Genomic DNA, 25,867 nt, shown 5'->3' with positions numbered 1-25,867 from the left:
TATCAATTCGAGAGGCGCGGCAGCACCAGATCCTTGAGATCGGTGAGCTTGCCATGAAAAAAGTGCCCGCATTCTGCCACTTTCAGCAGCTCATGGGGGCGTTTCAAGGCGGCGGACCAGTCGTAGACGGTTTGCGGGTCGACCACTTCGTCGGTTTCCGGCTGGATCAGGGTCAACGGGCAGCTGTGGGGCAGCACATCGGTATCGCGCAGGCGCATCACCGCCGCGGCGACCATGAACAGGTGCGCGAGCTTTTCGCCTTTGGCTTCCAGGCGGCCGCCGAGGCTGGCCGCCACGTAGCCGCCAAAGGAAAAACCGAGCAGGGTGATCGGCAGGTCGGGGTGCTTTTCACGCAGCCAGGTGGCAGCCGCTTCGGCATCGTCCACTTCACCGGTGCTCATGTCGTGGGTGCCGGCACTCGCGCCGACGCCACGGTAATTGAAACGCAAAGTAATCAACCCGGCATCGCGAGCCGTGCGTTGCAGAGTCGAAACGACTTTATTGAGCATGGTCCCGCCCTGCACCGGATTAGGGTGGCAGATCAGCGCCAGGCCACGTGGCTCGGGGTGATCCAGGTACAGGGCTTCCAATTGGCCTACCGGGCCATCGATCAAAACGGGGGTTTCACGCATGAGCAAGGAATGAACTCCGTGACCTCTCAAAGGGTCGACTCGTCTAGCTAAAAGTCTGTGCATGGCATCATTGCGAGCTTAATCGCGGTATACAGCGCAGGTTTGAGCCGTTAACGTAAAGCAAAGCCGTTTATAGAGGAAGGACTCGTGGAACACTCGCTCTTAGTTTGGTTGTTGCCGACTCTCGCCTTGGTTGCCGGTGTCGCCATTGGATTCCTGGTTGCCCGCCTGCTGCCGAATGCCGCGCCTAACCGCACGCAGCGTCAGTTGGATGACATTCAGGAACGTTTTGACAGTTATCAGAACGAGGTTGTTACCCACTTCAACAGCACCGCGACCCTGGTCAAGAAACTCACCCAGAGCTACCAGGAAGTACAGGATCACCTCGCCGATGGCGCAAACCGCCTGGCCCTCGACGACATCACCCGCCAGCGCCTGCTGGCCGCGCTGCATTCCGATGCACCGCAAACTCCACGGGAACGCCTGACTCCCCCCGGGAAAACCAGGAGCCGCCACGGGACTACGCGCCAAAAACGCCAAACGCCCCAGGCATGCTGGATGAGCATTACGGCTTGAAGAAGTAAGTTATTTTCAAGCAATAGAAAAGCCCGGTTGATCGCTGATCAACCGGGCTTTTTGTTGGCCTCGCTCTTGCGGGAGGGGGGCTTGCCCTCTCCCACATTGACCAATGTCCGGCCTCAGGCCACAGGTTGCTCTTGAAGCCACCCACCCTCGATCCGCACATGCCGCCCATGGAAGCGCTTGAGGCTGCTGCGATGGCCGACGCTGACAATGCTCAACCCAGGCAATTCATCAATCAACGCCTGATACAACGTCGCCTCATCCTCTTCATCCATGGCCGATGTCGCTTCGTCCATATAGAGCCATTGCGGCGCGAACAACAAGGCTCGGGCAAAGGCCAAGCGCTGTTGCTCGCCGGGCGAGAGCATGCGTTGCCAATGGTTGGCTTCATCCAGGCGACCCACCAGGTGCGGCAGGCGACAGGTTTCCAGGACCTGTGCATAACGTTCTGCCGAATAGACGCTGTCGTCCTGTGGATAACTCAACACCGCCTTGAGTGTGCCGATCGGCAGATAGGGCTTCTGCGGCAGGAACAGGTAACGCCTGGCCGGCAGGCGAATGCTGCCGTGACCAGCCGGCCAGAGATGTCCCATGGCGCGCAGCAAGGTACTTTTGCCGCTGCCGGAACGGCCGCTGAGCATGACGCGCTGGCCCGGCTCAACGATCATGTTGGCGTCGGTCAGCAGGTGGCGACCATCCACCAGGTTCAAGCCCAGCCCTTGCACCACAAGACGCTCGCCCTCTGCGCTGACGTCGATGGCAGCTGGGCGTTGCTCGTTTTCACGCATGGCCTGCTGAAAACTCAGTAGACGATCGCTGGTCGCGCGCCAGCCGGCCAGGTCGGCGTACGCGCTGATAAACCAGCTGAAGTTGCCCTGCACGTTGCCGAACGCCGAGTTGATTTGCATCAGTTCGCCCAGTTCGATCTTGCCGGAAAAGTAGCGCGGGGCAGCCACGATAAACGCAAAGACGATCGCAATCTGTTCATAGCCGGCAGTGAAGAACGTCAGGCGCTTGGACACCTTCATGATGTCCCAGTAGTTATGCCAGACCTTCCCGAACCGCGCGCTCAACCGCTGATGCTCATTAGGTTCGCCGTTGTACAGGGCGATGCTCTCGGCATTCTCCCGCACCCGCACCATGGAGAAACGCAAGTCCGCTTCGAAGCGTTGCTGCTGGTTGCTCAAGCCGATCAAACGACGACCGATCAGATGGGTCAGCCAACTGCCGACACCGGCATAGACCAATGCACACCAGAACATGTAGCCGGGGATGGTGATACCGAACACTTCAATACTGCCCGACACGCCCCACAGGATGATGGAGAACGACACCAGGCTGACCACATTGCGCAGCAGCCCAAGGCCAAGACTCAGGGTGTTCAGGGTAAAGCTGTTGAGGTCTTCGGAAATCCGCTGGTCCGGGTTATCGGTGTAGCCGCCCTGCTCCAGCTGGTAGTAGTTCTTGTTGCCAAGCCAGCGGGCAAAATACTTTTCGGTGAGCCATGCACGCCAGCGAATGGTCAGCATCTGAGTGAGGTAGAGACGGTAGACCGCGCCGAGAATCGCCACCGTGGCGATACCGCAGAAGTAAACGATCTGTTGCCAGAAGGCGGCGGTGTCCTTGTTTTCCAGGGCGTTGTAGAAGTCCTTGTACCAGTGGTTGAGCCACACGGAAATGGCCACGCTGAACAGCGACAGGCCAATCACCACGGCGAGCAACAACCAGGCCTTGCCCTTCTCTTCACTTCGCCAATAAGGCGTGATCATCGCCCAGGTTCGGCGAAAAAATTGCCCACGCACAGCGTCATTGACCGCAGAGTACTCAGCGTTCTGATTCATCGTTCAGGCTCGTAGGGAGGAAGGCAGGCGTTTGAACCGATCATAGGTGATCGGTTCAGGGTTCCGTGCGGCCTGAAGCAGGCTGTTCAGCTTAGGTTCAGCGGCGTACCGGACGCTTCTGCAGTTTGCGTTGCAGGGTGCGCCGGTGCATGCCCAGGGCGCGCGCAGTGGCGGAGATATTGCCTTCGTGTTCGGTGAGGACGCGCTGGATGTGTTCCCACTGCAGGCGGTCCACCGACATCGGGTTTTCCGGCACCAGGGTGTCGAGGTCGGCGTGCTCGGACAGCAACGCAGCCAGTACGTCATCGGCATCCGCCGGCTTGCACAGGTAGTTGCAGGCACCGCGCTTGATGGCTTCGACGGCAGTGGCGATGCTGGAGTAACCGGTGAGGATCACCACACGCATTTCCGGGTCGAGTTCCAGCAGCTTGGGCAACAGCACCAGGCCGGAGTCGCCATCCATTTTCAGGTCGAGCGCGGCGTAGTCCGGCAAGTCGGCCTGGGCGATGGCCAGGCCTTCTTCGGCGGAGCCGGCAGTGCTCACGCGAAAACCGCGACGGCTCATGGCGCGCGCCATCACGCGGGTAAACGTGGCGTCATCATCTACCAGCAACAGGTGCGGCAGTTCTTCGCCTTCGACTTGGATCTCGTCACTCATCGATATCTCCTCGTGCGACACGGGGCAGGCGCAGCTCGGTGAGCGTACCGCCTTCCTCATGACTATAGAGCTTCACTGAGCCGCCCGCGCGGGTCACGCTGGCCTTGCTCAAAAACAGGCCCAGGCCGAAGCCTTTGCCCTTGGTGGTAAAGAAAGGTTTGCCGATCTGCTCGGCGATGGCCAGCGGCACGCCTGCACCATGGTCGCGAATGCTGATCGTCAGGTCATCCACATCCCAATCCAGCCGGACTTCCAGGCCTTCGGGGCAGGCGTCGGCGGCGTTGTTCAGCAGGTTGAGCAAAGCTTGAGTCAGGTCCGGCGGTGGCGCCAGGCGCGGCACGGTCCCCTGCCCCAGCAGATGGAAACGGTAGCTGGCTTCGGGGCGCATCAGGTGCCAGCGGTTCAGGGCTTCGTCGAGCCACTGGGTCACGTCCTGCATCTCGACCGCCAGGCGGCGATTGGCTTCAGCCGCGCGTACCAGTTGCTGCAAGGTTTGCTTGCATTGCTTGACCTGTTCGCGCAGCACGCCGAGATCCTCTTGCAGCGCCGGGTCGTGATGGTCCTGGGTCATTTCGTTGAGCAGCACGCTCATGGTCGCCAGCGGCGTGCCCAATTCGTGAGCCGCACCAGCAGCCTGGGTGGCGACGGCGAGCAGTTGCTGGTCACGCAGGCCTTCTTCGCGGCGAATGGCGCGCAGTTCTTCCTGGCGGCGCAGCTCTTCGGCCATGCGCGCAGCAAAAAAAGTGATCACGGCGGCAGACAGGGCAAAGCTCAGCCACATCCCGTAGATCTGCAGGTTTTCGCGGGCGATGGGGAACGTTTGCAACGGATAGAACCGCGCCAGCAGCAGGGTGTACAGGGTCAGGGCGATACCCGACAGCACCACCGAGTAGCGCCACGGCAAGGTCACCGCAGCGATGGTCAGTGGCACCAGGTAATAAGACACGAACGGGTTGGTGGAACCGCCGGAAAAATACAGCAACACACTGTGGATAAAGAGGTCGCAGGCCAATTGCAGGGCGTATTCCAGCTCCGTCACCGGCCAGGTGGTGCGCAACCGAATGGCGGTAAACACACACAGCACGATGGAGAAACCCAAGGTCACGCCCAATTGCAGCCACGGCAGCGGCAGCAGGTCGAACCAATAGGCGAGCCCGACCGAACCAGCCTGCGCGGCCAGTACCAGGGTACGAATGAACGTCAGGCGCCAGAGGTTCTGGCGGGTGGCGGAAGTCAGTTTTACGGCGGCGAGCATGAGCTCTCCCGATGAGCGCTGCAGGCGGATCGGCAGGAGTATAAACGAAGCGGCGCCTCGGGCATTGGGTGTGTGGCTCTTTGACGCATGGGCGCCGCAGCAGCAAGCCCCAAGTCAAAAGCTGCAAGAAACCTCTTCGCCGCTAACTTGCAGCTTGCCGCTTGAAGCTTTTTTTCTAATTCGTAAACCCGAAGAACCCGACACCACCGTCTACAGTCATACCGATACGAACACCCTAAGGAGCTTCCATGTCTCGTTTCACTCGCAGTGCAGTTGTTCTCACCCTCAGCGCCAGCGCCCTGGCCAGCCTTCCGGCACTGGCCGCCGATGCACTGAATTACAACCAGATTTCCCTGCGCGCCGAGGTCAGCCAGGAAGTGGCCCGCGACAAGATGATCGTCACCCTCTACACCGAGTCCCAGAACACCGACCCGGCCAAGCTCGCCGCCGAAATCACCACCACCATGAACACGGCCCTGGGCCAGGCGCGCGAAGTCCAAGGCGTGATCTTGCGCCAGGGCAGCCGTAACAGCTACCCGATCTACGACAACAAGAACCAGAAGATCACCGGCTGGCGCGAGCGCGCCGAACTGCGCCTGGAAAGCGCGGACTTCCCGGCGCTGTCCAAACTCACCGGCGAGTTGCTCAATACCCTGAAAATGGAAAACATGGACTTCGCCATCGCCGACACCACGCGCAAGGCCAGCGAAGACGCCCTGCTCAAGGACGCGGTCGCCGCGTTTAAAGCACGCGCGCAACTGGCCACCGATGCGCTGGGCGGCAAGGGCTACAAGATCGTCAACCTGAACTTCAACACCAATGGTTATCCACAGCCCTATGCACGTGGAGGGATGATGATGAAAGCCGCCATGATGGATTCGGCGCCGGCACCAGAAGTAGAAGCCGGTACCAGCCAGGTGAGCATGAGTGCCGATGGGGTGATCGAAGTGTTGCAATAACCCCGGTTTCGACAAAACAAAGGCGCAGCCCTCACGGCTTGCGCCTTTTTTTGCGCTTGTTCCACACGACCTCGTCATATCCAGCGGCATATTCGGCGGAATCAAGCACCCGGTTTTCGTTACGCAAAGAGTGCCCACGCTAACAGGGAGTGCTGTGGCAGTACTTATTCACTTCACGAGAACTGAAACCATGTACGCACCTTCAAGCAAAACCACCTCCCCTATTCGGCAATACATCGACCCTGTTTCAAGCGGGCCGATAAACAACAGCGAATCAGCCGTCACGCGGGCGTCACAAGATACGCCTGGCCCGTCCACCTCCCCTCACGAAACAGCGCTGCTTAACGAATACCTGGCAGCGGTGCAAAGCAAAGTACTGGGCAACAATCCCGGGCTTATAAAAGGTTCATCACGGATTACCGGGAAAGACGCTCTTGATCTTCATGAAGAAGAATTCGCTATCCCGGTAACCGTACGCCATCCGTTTGATGACCTTTATTCGATTGTTTATTCCTTCCAACTGACCGGTGTGCATCGGCCAGCGAACCCGACTGACGATGCCCCGCCAATAACCCTTTAGCCGTTTGGCAAACTGGATCAGAGCCGGTATTTCGCTTTCATATGCATGGCGCAGCCATTGCTTCCAGGCCGATCTCCAGGTCCAGGCAGTGCTCGGTGTCCAGAGCGTTTTGAGTTCAGCCTTCATCAAATAAACTGTCATCAGCGATTGGTTGGCCTCCAATAAATCCTGCAAATGGACCTGTTGTTCCGGCGTTTTCAGGTTCTGTGGGTTACGCAGCAACAGCCATCGTGCCTGCTTGATGACCTTGCGAGCCGGCTTGTTATGACGCAGCCGATTAGCTTCGTCGACGCGGACCCGATCAATCACCTCTCGGCCATATTTGGCCACCACATGGAAAAGGTCGTAGACCACTCGCGCTTTCGGGCAATGCTGGCGAACCTCCAGATCAAAAGCAGTATTCATGTCCATCGCCACCGCTTCGATTCGAGCGCAGCCCTCCGGCCCCAGTTCCTCGAAGAACGGCCTGACTGCCGCTCGGCTACGGCCTTCACCGATCCACAGCACTCGTCGTGTATCGGCATCCAGCACAACGCTGGCGTAACGATGACCTTTGAATAACGCGAACTCGTCCATGATCAGGCGTCGTGGTTGCGCCTTCGGCAACTCACTCAACACCGCCTGCAAGGCTCGACGCTCCAGCAACCGAACAGTGTCCCAATGCAGTCCAAACATCTGGGCCACGTGCAGGGTGGGAAGGCGCTCGCAGGCCTGAATGACCGCCTCGGCCAAGCGGCGCGTCATGCGGGCATAGCGATCCAGCCAACTGACGGCCTCCATGCGTTTTCCACAGTCGCGGCAGCCAACACGCCTGAGCAAAATGCTGAGGCACACCGCGCGACCGAGAATGGGCAGATCACGAACGGTTCGCTCGCAATACTCATGAGTGGTTGAACAAGGTTTTTGGCAGCCGCCGCAGGAAGGGAATCGGGTGGCGTGGGGAATCAGATCGATCTTTAGAGCGTCACCATCGGGCTTGATCGTGACGACAGAAAAGCCCTCCCAAAAAGGAAGGAAAGTATTAATATCACGCATAAGAACGCCGGTTTTTTAGATGTGTTTGCTCGCACGAACATCATCAATCAAATCGGCGTTCTTGTTTCTGTGTTTCCCGGGATTCCGTGATGAACCTTATAAAAGTCCCCCCCGAGAGCAATTTGGGCCAGTGGCTCGAAGTCTATCGGGCGCAGTTGCAGCACCCAGTGGTTCAAGGTTGGATGCGCGACCAGAAGATCGACCAGAACACGCTTTTAACCGTCAACCCCCGCACAGGCACTCTGACTGCCATGGCGGACGGAAACATGAAAACGTTCTCCCTCACGGACAACTCCGGTTGGGGCCAAGTCAGCCGCCCGCTTCTTGAGGCGGCCAAAATCATTGCGCCGGGAACTGTTGAGAAGTTGCAGGTACGCTTTGGCGAAGACTACATTCAAGTACGCGCAGGGCTGGTAGCCAACTTCCAGGGTGAGCGCCTTCCCACATCACTGGCCGAGGCGCGGACACAAATCAGGCGACTGGAACACAACAAAGCCTTCGACCCCATCCCGCCGGATGATCCCGTACGCCCCGCCAACCAGCGCTCGGCGCAAGCCCTTGAACAACTCAAGCTCAGTGCCGAAACGTTCTACACCCATGCACCTCAGGCATTGGCCTACAAGCATCTGGCAGTGGAGGTTGCCGAGACACTGCCAAACGTACGTGCACAAGCAAAACAATGGGCGGAGTCCGTCATTTTCAACCTGACGGGCAAACATGTGGATGCCGATACACTTTACTTGAACCGTTTCAATGGCTCGCAAAGCGCTTCAACAGCTACCGGCTGGGAGCATAAGGGCGAGGAGCCGACCGCCTCTCTGCGCCTGCCGGATGCACTGCTGAAAAACTTCTCTGAAAACGACTGGGTCCCCGGCAATCTGGACTCGCAAGCCGGTTTATATATAGACGGCCCCGGTAAAAGTGAAACCGGGGGGTACGGTGCGCATAACCAATTCCCGCTGGCCCCTTCGGTGCTTATGCATACGAGTTGGAAAACCGACTTCCAATCGGTCATGACACAAAAAATCGACGACTTCTGGAACACCCACAGCAATGACTACCAGACGGCGATCAAAGGCGAGTTTGCCTACCAGGCCCGAAAACAACTGAAGACAGCCGCCGCCAGGCAGCCGGCCGAGCAAGCGCTGCAAGCGCCCGAGCATCGGTTCACGCGGGAGGACTACCGCTTGGTCATGGGCGCGGCGTCCAATCTTCCGCTCGACGAAAATGCACCGATCAACGTCGAACAGCTCAAGGCCGAGGCCCCTGTAAAAGGTGCGGTCCAGGCCCACGCCTTCAATATCAAAGGCTTCTTGTCCAACGATATTGTGCGCTTCAGCGCTGCCGACGGTGGCCGCCAGGTCCTCTACATCCCTGGCTCGGAACCCGCATTTCTGCGGTTCGATTCCCTGGAAAAACTGGATCAATGGGTGATCGACCAAACCAAGGACCCGAAAAAGCGCGAATCCTTGATGACTCATTTCCCACTGATCGCCCGCCAGGACCACGAGCCCGGCACTATTGAAAAACTGGCGAAAGTGTTTATGCCCGTATTGTGGTTTACCAACGTGGGCAGCAAAACCGAAGGTCTGGACAGCACTTTCGAAAAACTCGCCAATGGAAAACTGACAGACCCGACGTTCAATGGTGACGGCTCACACCTCAAGGGTGACGTCTTCTCTGCGATGACGTCCGCCAGTAAAGAGCGCATGACCAGTGATGCCGACGTAATGATCAAGTCCAACAGCGAGGTGACGCGGGACACTTGGCTTAACGACATCACCGTGGCGGCGGGCCTGCTGGCAAAGCTGGCGCCTATTGCCGCCCCGGTGGCCGTCGCCGCTGTGGCTACCGGGTTGACCGAATTGGCGCTTGGGGCGGAAAAACAAGCCTCCGGCGATACCCTGGCCGAACGCAATGACGGTGCATCGAAGGCATTCGATGGCTTGCTGAATACGCTGTTCTCGGTGGGCGCCAGTGGCTCGGCTGAAGACCCCTTCATTCCCCCTGGAGAAAAACCGCTCACGCCCACCCCAGACGAGTCCCCGTGGATTGAACGCCCACGAGCCCTGCCTGGCAGTAACCGCCTGCAGCCCAGCCAAGCGGGCAACATTACCCAATATGGTGTACCGAACGGTGAGCAGCTCATTGAAAGGGCCGTACGCAACGCGAAGGGCATTTACCAGGTCAAGGATGCAACAACCGGCCTGGACCAATGGTTTATTCGCTATACCGACGAGACAGGTATTCGCCAGGTGTTTGAGATAAAAGGCGACTTCAAACGGAGCAATGACTATGTACAGATCATTGACCCCGGTACGGGTAAGCCGGTAATGACGGTGCACGCTAACGGCGAGGGCGACTGGGTCCGCATGAAAACCGATGGCGGAGCCAAGTGGCCGTGGCAGCGCGAGCCTTCGCCGAACCCCAGCAACGACCTCAAAGTAGAGCCAAAACTTTCAGACGGCTTCGAAATCCTGGGCGACCCCAAGACCAGTGGTGCCGATAAGTTTGATGAGATCTTTAAATACAACAGCAACACTGCCTACCAGCAATCGGTGAACAACCTTGAAGAGGCGGGAGTCCTCAAAAGAAAACTCACGGTGTCCTGGACCGTCGAGGAAAACAACTTCGAAGTTTTCCCCGACGAAAGGGCGCAACCCAACGAATATGGCTCAACTGACTATTCGCCAAACTTTATAAAAGACCTGAACCGTGACCGTTATACCGTTCGGATAAAGCAGCCCGAAGGGCACACCACTTTTGAACTGGATGCCACAGGAACTGCCGATGGCGAAACACTGCGTAGGCGCTTGCAGCAGTTCGAGGAGGCAATCCCCGACGCGAACATGCGCTCGCGCATATCCGAAGTCGCTCATCAGGGCAGTGTCGCCCCAGCATCGGTGGAGCTGAAAATGAATCAACTCCAAGAACACGTCGGTTTCAAAGGCAAGGACACCCATTACATCGTCACCTATGACCCGACAACTAAAGAGGCGCAGGTCACCGTCGGAGCCCAAATGACATTGCTCGATCTGGACAAAGATGCTGCCCCCATTCCCAATACCGCCGCCGCCACGGGGCGAACGTTCCACATTCGAGAAAGCAACGACCTGGAAGAAGCGGCAAATCCATACGCCATCGATAAAAGCGCGCCATTCACCCTGAGGACGTCGATTATCACCGACCAGAACTAGCCCTGCGGCTACCTCAAAAACCAGAACGGCGGTAACCTCGGTTACCGCCGTTTTCGTTCGGGCAGCGTTACCTCACTGCCACTTCAGAGGTCTCCATGGAAAGAATCGCCTTCAAACCACTGCTTCTCGCCGCCGGCCTGCTCGCCTTCATGCCGACGGCCCACGCGGCCAGTACCCTGGTCTACTGCTCCGAAGCCAGCCCCGCCGGCTTCGACCCCAGCCAGTACACCAGCGGCACCGACTTCGATGCGTCCGCCGAAACCGTGTTCAACCGCCTGACCCAATTCAAGCGTGGCGGCACTGAAGTCGAACCGGGCCTGGCCACAAGCTGGGAGGTGTCCAAGGATGGTCTGACCTACACCTTCCACCTGCGCGACGGGGTCAAGTTCCACACCACCGATTTCTTCACGCCGACCCGCGACTTCAATGCGGATGACGTGCTGTTTACCTTCAATCGCCTGCTGGATGCCGAGAGCCCGTTCCGCAAGGCCTACCCTTCCGAATCGCCGTACTTCACCGACATGGGCCTGAACACCACGATCAAGAGCGTCGACAAACTCGACGGGCACACCGTGCGTTTCAACCTGAACAACGTCGATGCCTCGTTCGTGCAGAACCTGGCCATGAGTTTCGCCTCCGTGCAATCGGCCGAGTATGCCGCCCAGCTAATGAAAGAAGGCAAGGCCGAAGACATCAACCAGAAGCCGGTGGGCACCGGGCCGTTTGTGTTCAAGCGCTACCAGAAGGACTCGCAGATTCGCTACGTGGCCAATAAACAGTACTGGAAGCCCGAGGATGTGAAACTCGACAACCTGGTGTTCGCCATCACCCCGGACGCTGCGTCGCGCCTGCAAAAACTCAAGGCCGGCGAATGCCAGGTCAGCGGCTACCCGCGCCCGTCGGATATCGAGGTGATGAAGCAGGACCCCAACCTGAGCGTGCTGCAGCAAGCCGGTTTCAACCTGGGCTTCCTGGCCTACAACGTGACCCACCCACCGCTGGACCAGCTCAAGGTCCGCCAGGCCCTGGACATGGCCATCGACAAGCCGGCGATCATCAAGGCGGTGTACCAGGGCGCCGGACAATTGGCGCAGAACGCACTGCCACCGGCGCAGTGGTCTTATGACCCCTCCATCAAGGATGCCCCGCACGATCCGACCAAGGCCCGCGCGCTACTAAAAGAAGCAGGGGTTGCACCGGGCACCACCATCAACCTGTGGGCAATGACCGTCCAGCGCGCTTCCAACCCGAACGCGCGCATGTCGGCCCAGATGATCCAGCAGGATTGGGAAAAAGTCGGCATCAAGGCCAATATCGTCAGCTATGAGTGGGGCGAATACATCAAGCGCGCCAAAAATGGCGAGCACGATGCGATGATTTATGGTTGGACCGGCGACAACGGCGACCCGGATAACTGGCTCGGCGTGCTCTACAGTTGTGCCGCGGTCAAGGGCAGCAACTACGCCAAATGGTGTAACCCGGCCTACGACAAACTGGTGCAGCAGGCCAAGGTCAGCAGTGACCGCGAACAACGCATCAAGTGGTATCAACAGGCACAAAAAATTCTTAAGGAACAAGTACCTATAACGCCAATTGCGAACTCGACGGTTTTCCAACCCCTGCGCAAGGAAGTGAAGGACTTCAAGATCAGCCCCTTTGGGCTGACACCGTTCTACGGCGTGAGTCTAGATAAGTAACAGCAATGCCCCAACCGAGTGCGCCAGACGCCTCGGTTGACCCTTCCTGGTGCACCTCCTGCACCGAAAAAAACCTATAAATAAGCTCAAATATGTCAAAACTTTCATAATTGCGACATTCCTGTACGTTCGTACCACTCTTTCCGCCTTGCAACGGTTCAGCATCTTGCAATGGGTATGGCGCCTGCGTAAGTATCCGCAGGCCGACTCACGAGGTCGCCCTCACCACCAAAAATGACAACAAATCATGAGGCCAACATGCTTAAACACGCAGTCCTTCCGTTATTAGTGAGCGCTGGCCTTATGGCCGCGGCCCCATTCGCCCAAGCGGCGACTAACCTGGTGTTCTGCTCCGAAGGGAGCCCGGCCGGTTTCGACCCAGGCCAGTACACCACCGGAACAGACTTCGATGCCTCGGCCGAAACCATGTTCAACCGCCTGAGCCAGTTTGAACGAGGCGGCACCGCCGTTGTTCCTGGCCTGGCCACCAGCTGGGACGTGTCCCCGGATGGCCTGACCTACACCTTCCACCTGCGCGAAGGCGTCAAGTTCCATACCACCCCGTACTTCAAGCCGACTCGTGAATTCTCGGCTGACGACGTCCTGTTCACCTTCAACCGGATGATCAACAAAGACGATCCATTCCGTAAGGCCTACCCCACCGAGTTCCCGTACTTCACGGACATGGGGATGGACACCAACATCAAGAACATCGAGAAGGTCGATGCCCACACCGTCAAGTTCACCCTTGGCACCGTGGACGCCGCGTTCATCCAGAACCTGGCGATGAGCTTCGCGTCGATCCAGTCGGCCGAATATGCCGCCCAGTTGCTGAAGAATGGCACGCCTCAGGACATCAACCAGAAGCCAATCGGCACTGGCCCGTTCGTATTCAAGAGCTACCAGAAAGACTCGAACATTCGCTACACCGGTAACAAGGACTACTGGAAACCTGAGGACGTGAAGATCGATAACCTGATCTTCGCCATCACCACCGATCCATCGGTGCGTATCCAGAAGCTGAAGAAAAACGAGTGCCAGATCACCTTGTTCCCACGTCCGGCCGACCTCAAGGCGCTGGGTGAAGACAAGGACCTGAAACTGCCGCACCAGGCCGGCTTCAACCTGGGCTATGTCGCCTACAACGTCATGGACAAGGTCAAGGGCAGCGACCAGCCCAACCCACTGGCTGACCTGCGCGTACGCCAGGCGCTGGACATGTCGGTGAACAAGCAGCAGATCATCGACTCCGTCTACCAGGGTGCAGGCCAACTGGCGGTCAACGCCATGCCGCCAACCCAATGGTCCTACGACACCACCATCAAGGACGCCAAGTACGATCCCGAGAAAGCCAAGGCGCTGCTCAAGGAAGCGGGTGTCAAGGAAGGTACCGAGATCGTTCTGTGGGCGATGCCGGTTCAGCGTCCGTACAACCCGAACGCCAAGCTGATGGCTGAAATGCTGCAAAACGACTGGTCCAAGATCGGCCTGAAGGTCAAGATCACCAGCTACGAGTGGGGCGAGTACATCAAGCGCTCCAAAGGCGGCGAGAACCAGGCCATGATCATTGGCTGGAGCGGCGACAATGGTGACCCGGACAACTGGCTGAACGTGCTGTTCGGCTGCGACTCCCTGGCCGGTAACAACTTCTCCAAGTGGTGCGACAAGAAATTCGACGGCGTCGTGAAAGAAGCCAAGGCTACGTCGGACGTCGCCAAACGCACCGAGCTGTATAAGCAGGCGCAACATATCCTCAAAGATGCAGTCCCGATGACACCTATCGCGCACTCGACGGTGTATCAACCCATGCGCAACACCGTACAGGACTTCAAGATCAGCCCGTTTGGTCTGAACTCCTTCTATGGCGTGAGCGTAAGCGGCAAGTAAGGACCAATGACGGCGACGTTTCATAACGTCGCCGTTATTGCATCCGCCTCGACCGTAGGAAATAGACCACGCTCGCAATCGCCGCTTCCTACAGCTGCGAACTGCGACAAGTAGCTCTTTTGCCTACAAGGTCAGTCCAATTTGGCGCATTTACTGCGCAGTCCGCGACCCATACCGTCGTAGGACAGCAGAGGCTCCAACCTGGGAAAGGCACTTGCTGTGTGTGGGATCAGTAATGTCCCCCTGGCACTACGCCAGGGTGATTGCTTGCTGATGACAACTACAAACAAGGATCGGGATCGTCATGCGCCATACCACCGTTCTATCCGCAATTTTTGGCACCAGCCTGCTAGCTGTAGCCACGATGGGCCAGGCGGCCGACAAGAAGAGCCTGGTGTTCTGCTCTGAAGGCAGCCCGGCAGGGTTCGACACCGCGCAGTACACCACCGCCACCGATAACGATGTGGCCGAGCCGCTGTACAACCGCCTGGTTGAGTTTGAAAAGGGAGCGACCAACGTCGTACCTGGACTGGCGACCAAGTGGGATATTTCCGAAGACGGCCTGACCTACACCTTTCACCTGCGTGAAGGGGTGAAATTCCACAGCAACAAGGAATTCAAGCCGACGCGGGATTTCAACGCCGACGACGTGCTGTTCACCTTCAATCGCATGCTTGACCCCGACCACCCGTTTCGCAAGGCCTACCCCACCGAGTTTCCGTATTTCAACGGGATGAGCCTGAACAAGAACATCGCCAAGGTCGAGAAAACCGACCCGCATACCGTGGTGATGACGCTGAACTCGGTCGACGCTGCGTTCGTGCAGAACATCGCCATGAGCTTTGCCGCCATCCTGTCGGCCGAATACGCCGAGCAGTTGCTCAAGGAAGGCAAGCCCAGCGACATCAACCAGAAGCCGATCGGCACTGGTCCCTTTGTCTTCCAGCGCTATCAGAAAGACTCGCAGATCCGTTATGTGGGCAACAAACAGTACTGGGACCCGAGCAAGGTCAAGCTGGACCAACTGATTTTTGCCATCAACACCGACGCCTCGGTACGCGTGCAAAAACTCAAGGCCGGCGAATGCCAGGTCACCCTGCACCCGCGCCCGGCCGACGTCGACGCGCTCAAGGCCGACCCGAACCTGCAACTGCTGACCAAGCCGGGCTTCAACTTGGGTTACATCGCCTACAACGTGCGCCACAAGCCGTTCGACCAGCTCGAAGTGCGCCAGGCGCTGGACATGGCGGTGAACAAGCAGAGCATCTTGAACGCCGTGTACCAGGGCGCGGGGCAGTTGGCAGTCAATGCCATGCCGCCGACCCAATGGTCCTACGACGACAGCATCAAGGACGCCGCCTACAACCCGGAAAAAGCCAAGGAACTGCTCAAGGCCGCCGGCGTGAAGGAAGGTACCGAGATCACCCTGTGGGCGATGCCGGTGCAACGGCCGTACAACCCCAACGCCAAGCTGATGGCCGAGATGCTGCAAAGCGACTGGGCCAGGATCGGCCTCAAGGTCAAGATCGTCAGCTACGAGTGGGGCGAATACATCAAGCGCACCAAGAACGGTGAGCACGATGTCAGCCTGATCGGCTGGACCGGCGACAACGGCGATCCGGACAACTGGCTGGGCACCCTCTACAGCTGCGACGCCATCGGCGGGAACAACTACTCCATGTGGTGTGACCCGGCGTACGACAAGCTGATCAAGCAAGCCAAGGTCGTGACCGACCGCGAACAAAGGACTGTTCTGTACAAACAGGCGCAACAACTGCTCAAGCAGCAGGTGCCGATCACACCTGTCGCCCACTCGACGGTCAACCAGCCGTTAAGCGCCAAAGTCGAAGGCTTCAAAGTAAGCCCGTTCGGCCGCAACGTGTTCTCGGGCGTCAGCATTACCCCATAAGAAAATAACCGGATTGCAGGGAGCGAAGTTAGCTCTCTCGCAAACGCGCAGCCTTTTGTTGGGATTTTTCCTACAGCAAACGTTTGCAACAGCTTGATCGAGTTACACACCCAATAGCCGGATCACCAAAAAAGACCGGCATTAAAAAGAGAACCAAAGGAGCTTCAACCCATGAAACTGAGCAGCACAGCGCTTCTGGCCTTGGCCATCAGCAGCATCACGGCCACCGCCTATGCTGAATCCGCAAGCCAGGATTTTGTTCCAACCACCCTGGCCGGGACCAGCGCCCAAAGCGAGGCCAAAGGTTTTGTCGAAGATTTCAGCCTGGGCGGCACCACCCGTAACTGGTACTCCCATGAAAGCAAATACCGTGGCGGCACCTTCGAATACGAGAAACACGGCGTAACCCGTACCGACCGTAACCGCACCAACTGGGTACAGGGCACCATCATCAACGCCAGCTCGGGCTTCACCCAGGGCACTGTAGGCGTCAAGACCGAATTGGCGGTGTACAACGCCCTGGTCCTGGACCGCAGCAAGCGTGATATCAAAGGCGGTTCCAACCGCACCCTGGCCGATTCCGACGGTGATGCAGTCGATCAATGGAGCAAACTAGGCCTGGCCAACGTGCAGTTCCGCGTGTCCAACACAACCTTGACCGCAGGTCGCCAGAACTTCAGCAGCGGCATCGTCGACACCATCGGCAACCGTGCTTTGCCATCGAGCTTCGAAGGTGTGAGCTTCAATAGCGAAGAGTTCAGCAACCTGTCGTTCCAGGGCGGTATCTTCGATCGCGTTTCGCCACGTACCGAACAAAGCCTGTCGAAATTCCGTAGCGAATACGGCAACGGCACCCAGGAAACCGACAAGGTATCGACCCTGGGCGTGAACTACCAGCCGTTGAAAAGCCTGAAAACCAGCTTCTTCGCCGCCAACGTAAAAGACTTCTGGAACCAGTACTACTTCGGCGCAACCCACGAGTTGGGCGACGCCCAGCAACTGGCACTGACCACCGGTTTCAACTACTACAAAACTGTCGATGAAGGCAAAAAAGAGATGGGGGAAATCGACAACGATACCTACTCCCTGTCCCTGGGCCTGGCTCACCAGGCACACAGCCTGACCTTCGCGTACCAGCAAGTGAACGGCAACGAGTACTTCGACTACCTGCACGAAACCAACGGCATCTACCTGGCCAACTCCCTGACCTCGGACTTCAACGGCCCGAACGAGAAGTCCTTCCAGATCGCCTACGCCATCAACATGGCCGAATACGGTGTGCCAGGCTTGAAGTTCAACGCCTACTCGGCCCGCGGCTGGGACATCGACGGTACCCACTACACCGGCAACAATGGCCGTGCCAAGTTCGCCTACGACGGCATCCAGAAACAAGACGGCGAAAAACACCAGGAATACGGTGTAGGCGCCTCTTATGCGATCCAGAGCGGCGCGCTCAAGGCCACCACTGTGCGAGCAACCTACGTTGAGCACCGCGGCAGCGAGTTCCAGTCCGACGGCAGCATCAAAGAGTTCCGTCTGGTCACCACCATCCCGTTCAACATTCTTTAACTAGCACCAGGTAGACGGCAGGCTCAGGACGAGCCTGCCGTCTACGCTTGTCTGGTCCCATCGATTGCAGAGGGCTCTGAATGAAAATGCTCCCGCTACAAGCTGCCGTTGCCGCTGCGCTGTTAAGCGTGGCTATCGGCGTATCGGCCAAACCCCTGGTGGTCTGCACCGAAGCCAGCCCGGAGGGTTTTGACCCGGTCCTGTACACCACCGCCGTCACCGCCGACGCCGCCGCGGAAACCATGTTCAACCGCCTGGTGGACTTCAAGCCCGGCACCACCGAGATCGTGCCAGCGCTCGCCACTTCCTGGGAAATCAGTGACGACGGCCTGACCTATACCTTTCATCTGCGCGACGACGTCAAGTTCCACACCACCGACTACTTCAAACCCACGCGCAACATGAATGCCGACGACGTGCTCTGGAGCTTCCAGCGCCAACTGGACCCGAAACACCCGTGGCACAACAAATCCAGCGTGGGCTACCCGTACTTTGAAAGCATGGGCTTCAAGGAACTGCTCAAGAGCGTGGAGAAGACCGATGACCATACCGTGGTCTTCACTCTGACCCGCCCTGAGGCACCGTTCCTGGCCGATGTCGCGATGCCGTTCACCGCCATCCACTCCGCCGAGTACGCCGACAAGCTACTCGCCGCCGGCAAGACCGAAGAGCTCAACAGCAAGCCGATCGGCACCGGCCCGTTCATTTTCACACGCTACCAGAAGGACGCTCAGGTGCGCTTCAAGGCCAACCCGGAGTACTTCCGTGGCAAGCCTCCGGCCGATCCGTTGATCCTGGCCATTGCGGTCGACAACAACGTGCGCCTGCAGAAGCTCAAGGCCAACGAATGCCAGATCGCGCTGTATCCCAAGCCCGACGACCTTCCCAGCATCAAGAAAGACCCAAACCTGAAGGTCGCCGAACTGGCGGCGATGACCACCGCATACACCGCCCTGAACACCACCCACAAGTACATGAGCGACGCGCGGGTGCGTCACGCGATCAACATCGCGTTCGACAAGAAAGGCTACAACGAATCCCTGTATGGCAAAGGCAACGCCGTGGACGCCACCGGGCCGTATCCGCCGACCCTGCTGGGCTTCAACGATAAGCTGAAAAACCCTGAACGCGACCTGGACAAGGCCCGTGCCCTGCTCAAGGAAGCCGGTGTACCGGAAGGCACCGAGTTCACCCTGTTTACCCGTAACGGCGGTGGCCCGACCAACCCCAACCCGATGCTCGGCGCCCAGCGCATGCAGGCGGATCTGGCGCAGATCGGCCTGAAAGTGAACATCAAGGTCATGGAATGGGGCGAGATGCTCAAGCGCGCCAAAGCCGGCGAGCACGACATGGTTTCCGCCGGCTGGGCCGGTGACAACGGCGATCCGGATAACTTCCTTACGCCGAACCTGAGTTGCGATGCAGCGAAAAACGGCGAAAACTACGCCCGCTGGTGTAACAAAGAGTTTCAGGACTTGATCGATAAGGCCCGCGCCGACGCTGAACCCCAGCAGCGGGCCGCACTCTATCAACAAGCCCTGGAGGTTTTCGACAAGGACCAACCGTGGATTCCCATGGCGTACCCGAAAATGTTCACCGCCATGCGCAAGAACGTCGAGGGTTATACCCAAAGCCCTCTGACGAACAATAACTTCGCCACCACCCAGGTGAAGTAAATAAGAGAAACGCTCGGCACCGCCCACCAGGACGGTGCCGAACCTGCCTAACCGGCTGATTGAGGTACACCACAAGATGTTTAGTTTTATTGCCCGCCGACTGGGGTTATTGATCCCCACGTTTTTCGGCATCACGTTGCTCACGTTTGCGTTGATACGCATGATCCCTGGCGACCCTGTCGAAGTCATGATGGGCGAGCGGCGCGTCGACCCCGAGATGCACGCACAGGCAATGGAACGCCTTGGCCTTAACAAGCCGCTGTACGCGCAATACCTGGACTACGTCGGCAAGCTCGCCCACGGCGACCTTGGCGAATCCCTGCGTACCCGCACCAGCGTGTGGACCGAGTTCACCGCCCTCTTCCCGGCGACCCTGGAACTGTCCATGGCCGCCCTGTTGTTCGCCGGCATCCTGGGCCTGTTGGCCGGGGTGATCGCGGCACTCAAGCGAGGATCCCTGTTCGACCATGGGGTGATGGGCATCTCCCTGGCGGGCTATTCGATGCCGATCTTCTGGTGGGGCCTGATCCTGATCATGTTCTTCTCGGTGAGCCTGGGCTGGACCCCGGTTTCCGGGCGAATAGACCTGCTCTACGACATCGAGCCGCGCACCGGCTTCATGCTGATCGACACCCTGCTGGCCGACGAGCCGGACGCGTTCTGGGATGCGCTGCACCACCTGATCCTGCCGGCCATCGTGCTCGGCACCATCCCGTTGGCAGTGATCGCGCGGATGACCCGTTCATCCATGCTCGAGGTGCTGCGCGAAGACTACATCCGCACCGCCAAGGCCAAAGGCCTGTCGCCGGCGCGCGTGGTGTTCGTGCACGGCCTGCGTAACGCGCTGATCCCGGTACTCACCGTGGTCGGCCTGCAAGTCGGCACCCTGCTTGCCGGTGCGGTGCTGACCGAAACCATCTTCTCGTGGCCCGGCATCGGCAAATGGCTGATCGAGGCCATCGGCGCGCGAGACTACCCGGTGGTGCAAAACGGCATCCTGCTGATCGCCTGTCTGGTGATCCTGGTGAACTTCGTGGTGGACATCCTCTACGGCTTCGCCAACCCACGCATCCGTCACCAGCGCTGAGATCATGACCATGACCACACCTACTCAAGTGTCAGCAGTCGATCAAAGCCTGCTGTACCCGTCGCCGTACAAAGAATTCTGGCAAGCCTTTTCCAAGAACAAGGGCGCGGTTGCCGGCCTGCTGTTCATGTTGCTGATCGTGTTCTGCGCGATCTTCGCCCCCTGGGTAGCGCCGCATAACCCGAGCGAGCAATACCGCGATTTCCTGTTGACCCCGCCGTCGTGGCTGGAAGGCGGGCAGATCCAGTTCCTGCTCGGCACCGATGAGCTGGGCCGCGACCTGCTCTCGCGTCTGATCCAGGGCTCGCGCCTCTCGTTGCTGATCGGCTTGTCGTCGGTAGTGATGTCGCTGATCCCGGGCATCCTGCTGGGCCTGTTCGCCGGCTTCTTCCCGCGCCTGCTCGGGCCGACCATCATGCGCCTGATGGACATCATGCTGGCCCTGCCCTCGCTGCTGCTGGCTGTCGCCATTGTCGCGATCCTCGGCCCTGGCCTGATCAACACCGTGATCGCCATCGCCATCGTGTCGCTGCCTTCCTACGTACGTCTGACCCGCGCTGCGGTGATGGGCGAGCTGAACCGTGACTACGTGACTGCCGCCCGCCTCGCCGGTGCCGGCCTGCCCCGCCTGATGTTCATCACCGTTCTGCCTAACTGCATGGCACCGCTGATCGTGCAGGCGACCCTGAGTTTCTCTTCGGCGATCCTCGATGCCGCGGCCCTGGGCTTCCTTGGCCTTGGCGTACAACCGCCAACCCCCGAGTGGGGCACCATGCTGGCTTCGGCCCGTGACTACATCGAACGCGCCTGGTGGGTGGTGAGCCTGCCTGGCCTGACCATTTTGCTCAGCGTGCTGGCAATCAACTTGATGGGTGACGGCCTGCGCGACGCGCTGGACCCGAAACTCAAGAACGCCGCCTGAGGAGATTCCCATGTCACTGTTAGAAATCAAGAATCTCAACGTCCGCTTCGGCGACAAGACCGCCGTGCCGGTGGTCGATGGCCTCGATATTGCCGTCGACAAGGGCGAAGTCCTGGCCATCGTTGGCGAGTCGGGCTCGGGTAAATCCGTGACCATGATGGCGCTGATGGGGCTGATCGAGCACCCTGGCATCGTAACCGCCGACGCCCTGAACTTCGACGGCAAGGACATGCTCAAGCTGAGCAACCGCCAGCGCCGCCAGATCGTCGGCAAAGACCTGGCGATGGTGTTCCAGGACCCGATGACCGCGCTGAACCCTAGCTACACCGTGGGTTTCCAGATCGAAGAAGTGCTGCGCCTGCACCTGAAAATGTCCGGCAAGCAAGCCCGCAAGCGCGCCATCGAGCTGTTGGAAAAAGTCGAGATCCCAGGCGCCGCCAGCCGTATGGACGCCTACCCGCACCAGTTGTCCGGCGGTATGAGCCAGCGTGTGGCAATCGCCATGGCGATTGCCGGCGAGCCGAAGTTGCTGATCGCCGACGAACCGACCACGGCATTGGACGTCACCATTCAAGCGCAGATCATGGACCTGCTCCTGGCCCTGCAAAAAGAGCAGAACATGGGCCTGGTACTGATCACCCACGACCTGGCAGTGGTGGCTGAAACCGCCCAGCGCGTGTGCGTGATGTACGCCGGACAAGCCGTGGAAGTCGGCCAGGTGCCGCAGTTGTTCGATATCCCGGCGCACCCGTACAGCGAAGCGCTGCTCAAGGCGATCCCCGAGCACAGCCTCGGCGCCACGCGCCTGGCCACGCTGCCAGGTATCGTGCCCGGCCGCTATGACCGCCCGCAGGGTTGCCTGCTGTCGCCACGCTGCCCGTATGTGCAGGAAAGCTGCCGTGCCCAGCGGCCCGGCCTTGATCCGAAAAGCAACAGCCTTGCGCGCTGCTTCTACCCCTTGAACCAGGAGGTGGCGTAATGGTCGTCGTTCTTACCGCCCGCGACCTGACCCGGCATTACGAAGTGTCCCGTGGCCTGTTCAAGGGCCATGCGCTGGTACGCGCGCTTAATGGTGTGTCGTTTGAACTGGAAGCCGGCAAGACCCTCGCGGTTGTAGGCGAGTCAGGTTGCGGCAAATCCACCCTGGCCCGTGCGCTGACGCTGATTGAAGAGCCATCCTCGGGCTCGTTGAAAATCGCCGGCCAGGAAGTCGCCGGTGCCGACAAGGCCCAGCGCAAGCAATTGCGCAAAGACGTGCAGATGGTGTTCCAGAGCCCGTATGCCTCGTTGAACCCACGCCAGAAGGTTGGTGATCAACTGGGCGAGCCGCTGCTGATCAACACCAACCTGTCCGCCGCCGAACGCCGCGAGAAAGTGCAGGCGATGATGAAGCAAGTGGGCCTGCGCCCTGAGCATTACCAGCGCTACCCGCACATGTTCTCCGGTGGCCAGCGTCAGCGCATTGCCCTGGCGCGCGCGATGATGCTGCAACCGAAAGTGCTGGTGGCGGATGAACCCACCTCGGCGCTGGACGTGTCGATCCAGGCCCAGGTGCTCAACCTGTTCATGGACCTGCAGCAGGAATTCAACACCGCCTACGTGTTCATCTCCCACAACCTGGCGGTGGTGCAGCACGTCGCCGACGATGTGATGGTGATGTACCTCGGTCGCCCGGTGGAAGTGGGCCCCAAGGAAGACATCTACGCCCGCCCCCTGCATCCGTACACCCAGGCGCTCCTCTCGGCCACCCCGACCATTCATCCGGATCCGAACAAACCGAAGATCAAAATCGTTGGCGAGTTGCCCAACCCACTGAACCCGCCGCCTGGCTGCGCGTTCCACAAGCGTTGCCCGTATGCGACGGCACGTTGCAGCAGCGAGGAACCGCAGTTGCGCGCGCTGGATAACCGTCAGGTGGCTTGCCACTACGCGGAGCAGTTCGTTGCTTGAGTAAAACATCTGCCACGTAGCAGCTGCCGAGCCTTGGCGAGTCTGCGTCAGCGGTATGTCAGACAGACCGCGAACGCAGCCTCGCCAAGGCTCGGCAGCTGCTACGGAACATCAGATTAAAAATGTGTAAGCAGTGATACAGCGTTCTACAGCCCTTCCCGTCAGGTTGCGCATCAGCCTGGTGGGAGGGGCTTTCTTTTGGCCACGATTAACTGTCGCCGTCGTCATAGGTTTCGCTGTCTTCCCCTTCGTTATAGGGGTTTTCTGCATCTTCCTTGGGCGCAGGCTGGGCCTGGGGTTGCCAACTGCCGGAGTTGACCTCGTTCTGCTTTTTCTTGGTGACCGGGCCGGTGTCTTTCCACTGCGGCGCTCCTGCGCCCGCCAGTGCCGGAAGGGACGTCAGCCCCAGGACGGCCAGCAACACCAGGGGAATGACGCGTTGAGCATTTCGCACGGTGATCTCCTTTGCAGTCGGTAGATAAACGCTAGACCCGATGCCGGGTTCTCGCCAATCTAACGGCTGGTGGAGAAAAAAATGTGGGGAGGGGGCGAGCCCCCCTACCACATTTTGTTTTCGGCGCTCAGACCTTAGTGGTGCTCGCGGGTCGCGCGGAATTTCACATCCGGCCAGCGCTCTTCCATCAGCGCCAGGTTGACCCGGGTCGGGGCCAGGTAGGTCAGGTGACCACCGCCGTCGACTGCAAGGTTTTCCACAGCCTTGTTGGAGAACTCTTCCAACTTCTTCTTATCGCTGCAATCGATCCAGCGCGCGGAGTACACGGTGATCGGCTCGTAGGAGCATTCGACCTTGTATTCCTCTTTCAAGCGGCTGGCGACCACATCGAACTGCAGCACACCCACGGCGCCGAGGATGATGTCGTTGCTGCGCTCGGGGAAGAACACCTGGGTGGCGCCCTCTTCCGCCAGTTGCTGCAGGCCTTGGCGCAATTGCTTGGATTTCAGCGGGTCACGCAGGCGCACGCGGCGGAACAGTTCCGGGGCGAAGTGCGGGATACCGGTGAAGCCCAGCGCTTCGCCTTCGGTGAAGGTGTCGCCGATCTGGATGGTGCCGTGGTTGTGCAGGCCGATGATGTCGCCGGCGTAGGCCTCTTCGAGCTGTTCACGCTCGGAGGAGAAGAACGTCAGGGCGTCGCCGATGCGCACGTCCTTGCCGGTGCGCACGTGACGCATCTTCATGCCTTTTTCGTACTTGCCCGAGCAGATGCGCATGAAGGCAATACGGTCGCGGTGCTTGGGGTCCATGTTCGCCTGGATCTTGAACACGAAGCCGGTGAATTTCTCTTCCACCGGTTCCACGGTGCGCTCGTTGGCGACACGGGCAAGGGGCTTTGGCGCCCAGTTCACGACAGCGTCGAGCACATGGTCGACACCGAAGTTGCCCAGGGCGGTCCCGAAGAACACCGGGGTCAGCTGGCCGTCGAGGAATTCCTGCTGGTTGAACTCGTGACAGGCGCCCTGCACCAGTTCCAGTTGGTCGACAAAGCGGTCGTACTCGTCACCCAGGTGGGCGCGGGCTTCGTCGGAGTCGAGCTTCTCGATGATTTTCACATCGGTACGTTCGTGACCATGGCCGGCGGTGTAGACAATGATGTAGTCATCGGCCAGGTGGTACACGCCCTTGAAGTCGCGGTAGCAACCGATCGGCCAGGTGATCGGCGCAGCCTTGATCTTCAGGACGGCTTCGATTTCATCCAGCAATTCGATCGGGTCGCGGATATCACGGTCGAGTTTGTTGATGAAGCTGACAATCGGCGTATCACGCAGCCGGCATACGTCCATCAGCGCGATGGTACGCGGCTCGACGCCCTTACCGCCGTCGAGGACCATCAGTGCCGAGTCCACCGCGGTCAGGGTGCGGTAGGTGTCTTCGGAGAAGTCTTCGTGGCCCGGGGTGTCGAGCAGGTTGACCATGTGGTCGCGATACGGGAACTGCATGACCGACGTGGTAATGGAAATACCCCGTTGTTTTTCCATTTCCATCCAGTCAGAGGTGGCATGGCGGTCGGATTTGCGCGATTTCACCGTGCCGGCCACTGCGATCGCCTTGCCCATCAGCAGGAGCTTCTCGGTGATGGTGGTTTTACCGGCATCGGGGTGGGAAATAATGGCGAAAGTGCGGCGTTTCGCGACTTCGGCGGCCTGGTGGGTCATGGGAAATCGCCTGGCAGGTGAGTCAAAAAAGGGCGGCGAGTATAGCGCAAACCGCAGGTGCCGGACCACCGTTCACCCCATTGGGGGTGGCTAAATGCTGCCAAGTATGGAACCTTTTAAAAGGTAGAGACGTCCACTCCCCTGCTACCGCACTCGGAACAGGGGCTGATAAATCAGCAAGTTAGCCTGACGAGGCTGCGCTCATGGCTCGATTTGATACCGCGTTGCCGGTATTGGCGAGCTGCTTTTCGCGACCACA

18 protein-coding genes and 1 pseudogene are annotated in these 25,867 nt (G+C 59.1%); 12 read left to right on the top strand and 7 right to left on the bottom strand.

Going from position 1 to position 25,867, the window contains the following annotated elements; all coding sequences use genetic code 11:
* Window positions 1-2: 2 nt before the first annotated feature.
* The gene (locus tag BLW22_RS01530) at window positions 3-632 is read right to left on the bottom strand and encodes an alpha/beta hydrolase (RefSeq protein WP_065924314.1); all 630 of its coding nucleotides are present in this window, start codon (window positions 630-632) and stop codon (window positions 3-5) included.
* Window positions 633-779: 147 nt separating this feature from the next.
* Between BLW22_RS01530 and BLW22_RS01525 the strand changes: the two are divergent.
* Window positions 780-1,216, top strand: a pseudogene (locus tag BLW22_RS01525) (Z-ring associated ZapG family protein).
* A gap of 114 nt (window positions 1,217-1,330) precedes the next feature.
* Here the strand turns inward: BLW22_RS01525 and BLW22_RS01520 are convergent.
* From BLW22_RS01520 to BLW22_RS01510, 3 genes are all read right to left on the bottom strand, one after another.
* Window positions 1,331-3,055, bottom strand: a complete 1,725-nt coding sequence (locus BLW22_RS01520) for an ABC transporter ATP-binding protein/permease (RefSeq protein WP_065924315.1) — start codon at window positions 3,053-3,055, stop codon at window positions 1,331-1,333.
* A gap of 97 nt (window positions 3,056-3,152) precedes the next feature.
* Window positions 3,153-3,713 (bottom strand): response regulator transcription factor, encoded by a 561-nt coding sequence (locus BLW22_RS01515; protein WP_010565532.1) that lies wholly within the window; start codon window positions 3,711-3,713, stop codon window positions 3,153-3,155.
* Entirely contained in the window at window positions 3,706-4,968 is a 1,263-nt protein-coding gene (locus tag BLW22_RS01510) for an ATP-binding protein (RefSeq protein ID WP_027604851.1), read from the bottom strand. Before BLW22_RS01510 ends, BLW22_RS01515 begins: the two co-directional genes overlap by 8 nt.
* A gap of 248 nt (window positions 4,969-5,216) precedes the next feature.
* On the opposite strand from BLW22_RS01510, the gene BLW22_RS01505 reads away from it, so the two are divergent.
* Window positions 5,217-5,927, top strand: a complete 711-nt coding sequence (locus BLW22_RS01505; protein ID WP_065924316.1) for an SIMPL domain-containing protein — start codon at window positions 5,217-5,219, stop codon at window positions 5,925-5,927.
* Between the two features lie 409 nt (window positions 5,928-6,336).
* Here the strand turns inward: BLW22_RS01505 and BLW22_RS01500 are convergent, their stop codons facing one another.
* Window positions 6,337-7,542, bottom strand: coding sequence for an ISL3 family transposase (locus tag BLW22_RS01500; protein WP_083381310.1), 1,206 nt, complete (start codon window positions 7,540-7,542; stop codon window positions 6,337-6,339).
* Window positions 7,543-7,631: 89 nt separating this feature from the next.
* On the opposite strand from BLW22_RS01500, the gene BLW22_RS01495 reads away from it, so the two are divergent.
* The 10 genes from BLW22_RS01495 (at window position 7,632) to BLW22_RS01450 (ending at window position 23,436) form a co-directional block, all read left to right on the top strand.
* On the top strand, window positions 7,632-10,739 hold the full coding sequence (locus tag BLW22_RS01495) for a dermonecrotic toxin domain-containing protein (protein WP_074843885.1): 3,108 nt from the start codon (window positions 7,632-7,634) through the stop codon (window positions 10,737-10,739).
* A gap of 95 nt (window positions 10,740-10,834) precedes the next feature.
* The gene (locus BLW22_RS01490) at window positions 10,835-12,436 is read left to right on the top strand and encodes an ABC transporter substrate-binding protein (RefSeq protein ID WP_074843883.1); all 1,602 of its coding nucleotides are present in this window, start codon (window positions 10,835-10,837) and stop codon (window positions 12,434-12,436) included.
* A 258-nt stretch (window positions 12,437-12,694) separates the two neighbouring features.
* Complete coding sequence (locus BLW22_RS01485) at window positions 12,695-14,323, top strand: ABC transporter substrate-binding protein (RefSeq protein ID WP_027604854.1); 1,629 nt, start codon at window positions 12,695-12,697, stop codon at window positions 14,321-14,323.
* Between the two features lie 364 nt (window positions 14,324-14,687).
* On the top strand, window positions 14,688-16,232 hold the full coding sequence (locus BLW22_RS01480; RefSeq protein WP_370671244.1) for an ABC transporter substrate-binding protein: 1,545 nt from the start codon (window positions 14,688-14,690) through the stop codon (window positions 16,230-16,232).
* Between the two features lie 171 nt (window positions 16,233-16,403).
* On the top strand, window positions 16,404-17,801 hold the full coding sequence (locus BLW22_RS01475) for an OprD family outer membrane porin (protein ID WP_065947107.1): 1,398 nt from the start codon (window positions 16,404-16,406) through the stop codon (window positions 17,799-17,801).
* Between the two features lie 80 nt (window positions 17,802-17,881).
* A complete protein-coding gene (locus BLW22_RS01470) occupies window positions 17,882-19,477 on the top strand; it encodes an ABC transporter substrate-binding protein (RefSeq protein ID WP_027604857.1) in 1,596 nt (531 codons plus the stop codon).
* Between the two features lie 76 nt (window positions 19,478-19,553).
* A complete protein-coding gene (locus tag BLW22_RS01465) occupies window positions 19,554-20,564 on the top strand; it encodes an ABC transporter permease subunit (RefSeq protein ID WP_003215992.1) in 1,011 nt (336 codons plus the stop codon).
* A 10-nt stretch (window positions 20,565-20,574) separates the two neighbouring features.
* A complete protein-coding gene (locus tag BLW22_RS01460) occupies window positions 20,575-21,486 on the top strand; it encodes an ABC transporter permease subunit (protein ID WP_027604858.1) in 912 nt (303 codons plus the stop codon).
* A gap of 10 nt (window positions 21,487-21,496) precedes the next feature.
* Complete coding sequence (locus tag BLW22_RS01455; protein WP_065938502.1) at window positions 21,497-22,465, top strand: ABC transporter ATP-binding protein; 969 nt, start codon at window positions 21,497-21,499, stop codon at window positions 22,463-22,465.
* Window positions 22,465-23,436: a peptide ABC transporter ATP-binding protein gene (locus BLW22_RS01450; protein ID WP_074843881.1), complete on the top strand. Its 972-nt coding sequence runs from the start codon at window positions 22,465-22,467 to the stop codon at window positions 23,434-23,436. The genes BLW22_RS01455 and BLW22_RS01450 overlap by 1 nt, the downstream gene beginning before the upstream one ends.
* Window positions 23,437-23,644: 208 nt before the next feature.
* On the opposite strand, the gene BLW22_RS01445 is transcribed toward BLW22_RS01450, so the two are convergent.
* The gene (locus BLW22_RS01445; RefSeq protein WP_065924323.1) at window positions 23,645-23,890 is read right to left on the bottom strand and encodes a hypothetical protein; all 246 of its coding nucleotides are present in this window, start codon (window positions 23,888-23,890) and stop codon (window positions 23,645-23,647) included.
* 134 nt (window positions 23,891-24,024) lie between these two features.
* A complete protein-coding gene (locus BLW22_RS01440) occupies window positions 24,025-25,608 on the bottom strand; it encodes a peptide chain release factor 3 (protein ID WP_053131660.1) in 1,584 nt (527 codons plus the stop codon).
* Window positions 25,609-25,867: the final 259 nt, after the last annotated feature.

Source organism: Pseudomonas marginalis, from assembly GCF_900105325.1.
Lineage (GTDB): Bacteria > Pseudomonadota > Gammaproteobacteria > Pseudomonadales > Pseudomonadaceae > Aquipseudomonas > Aquipseudomonas marginalis.
Note: the sequence above shows the minus strand (reverse complement) of the source record. Positions and strands in the feature narration are given on the sequence as shown.

Bases quoted from the DNA above. Each gene is read 5' to 3' on its own strand.
- BLW22_RS01530 (WP_065924314.1), bottom strand. From the start codon at position 632: ATGCGTGAAACCCCCGTTTTGATCGATGGCCCGGTAGGCCAATTGGAA.
- BLW22_RS01520 (WP_065924315.1), bottom strand. From the start codon at position 3,055: ATGAATCAGAACGCTGAGTACTCTGCGGTCAATGACGCTGTGCGTGGG.
- BLW22_RS01515 (WP_010565532.1), bottom strand. From the start codon at position 3,713: ATGAGTGACGAGATCCAAGTCGAAGGCGAAGAACTGCCGCACCTGTTG.
- BLW22_RS01510 (WP_027604851.1), bottom strand. From the start codon at position 4,968: ATGCTCGCCGCCGTAAAACTGACTTCCGCCACCCGCCAGAACCTCTGG.
- BLW22_RS01505 (WP_065924316.1), top strand. From the start codon at position 5,217: ATGTCTCGTTTCACTCGCAGTGCAGTTGTTCTCACCCTCAGCGCCAGC.
- BLW22_RS01500 (WP_083381310.1), bottom strand. From the start codon at position 7,542: ATGCGTGATATTAATACTTTCCTTCCTTTTTGGGAGGGCTTTTCTGTC.
- BLW22_RS01495 (WP_074843885.1), top strand. From the start codon at position 7,632: ATGAACCTTATAAAAGTCCCCCCCGAGAGCAATTTGGGCCAGTGGCTC.
- BLW22_RS01490 (WP_074843883.1), top strand. From the start codon at position 10,835: ATGGAAAGAATCGCCTTCAAACCACTGCTTCTCGCCGCCGGCCTGCTC.
- BLW22_RS01485 (WP_027604854.1), top strand. From the start codon at position 12,695: ATGCTTAAACACGCAGTCCTTCCGTTATTAGTGAGCGCTGGCCTTATG.
- BLW22_RS01480 (WP_370671244.1), top strand. From the start codon at position 14,688: ATGGGCCAGGCGGCCGACAAGAAGAGCCTGGTGTTCTGCTCTGAAGGC.
- BLW22_RS01475 (WP_065947107.1), top strand. From the start codon at position 16,404: ATGAAACTGAGCAGCACAGCGCTTCTGGCCTTGGCCATCAGCAGCATC.
- BLW22_RS01470 (WP_027604857.1), top strand. From the start codon at position 17,882: ATGAAAATGCTCCCGCTACAAGCTGCCGTTGCCGCTGCGCTGTTAAGC.
- BLW22_RS01465 (WP_003215992.1), top strand. From the start codon at position 19,554: ATGTTTAGTTTTATTGCCCGCCGACTGGGGTTATTGATCCCCACGTTT.
- BLW22_RS01460 (WP_027604858.1), top strand. From the start codon at position 20,575: ATGACCACACCTACTCAAGTGTCAGCAGTCGATCAAAGCCTGCTGTAC.
- BLW22_RS01455 (WP_065938502.1), top strand. From the start codon at position 21,497: ATGTCACTGTTAGAAATCAAGAATCTCAACGTCCGCTTCGGCGACAAG.
- BLW22_RS01450 (WP_074843881.1), top strand. From the start codon at position 22,465: ATGGTCGTCGTTCTTACCGCCCGCGACCTGACCCGGCATTACGAAGTG.
- BLW22_RS01440 (WP_053131660.1), bottom strand. From the start codon at position 25,608: ATGACCCACCAGGCCGCCGAAGTCGCGAAACGCCGCACTTTCGCCATT.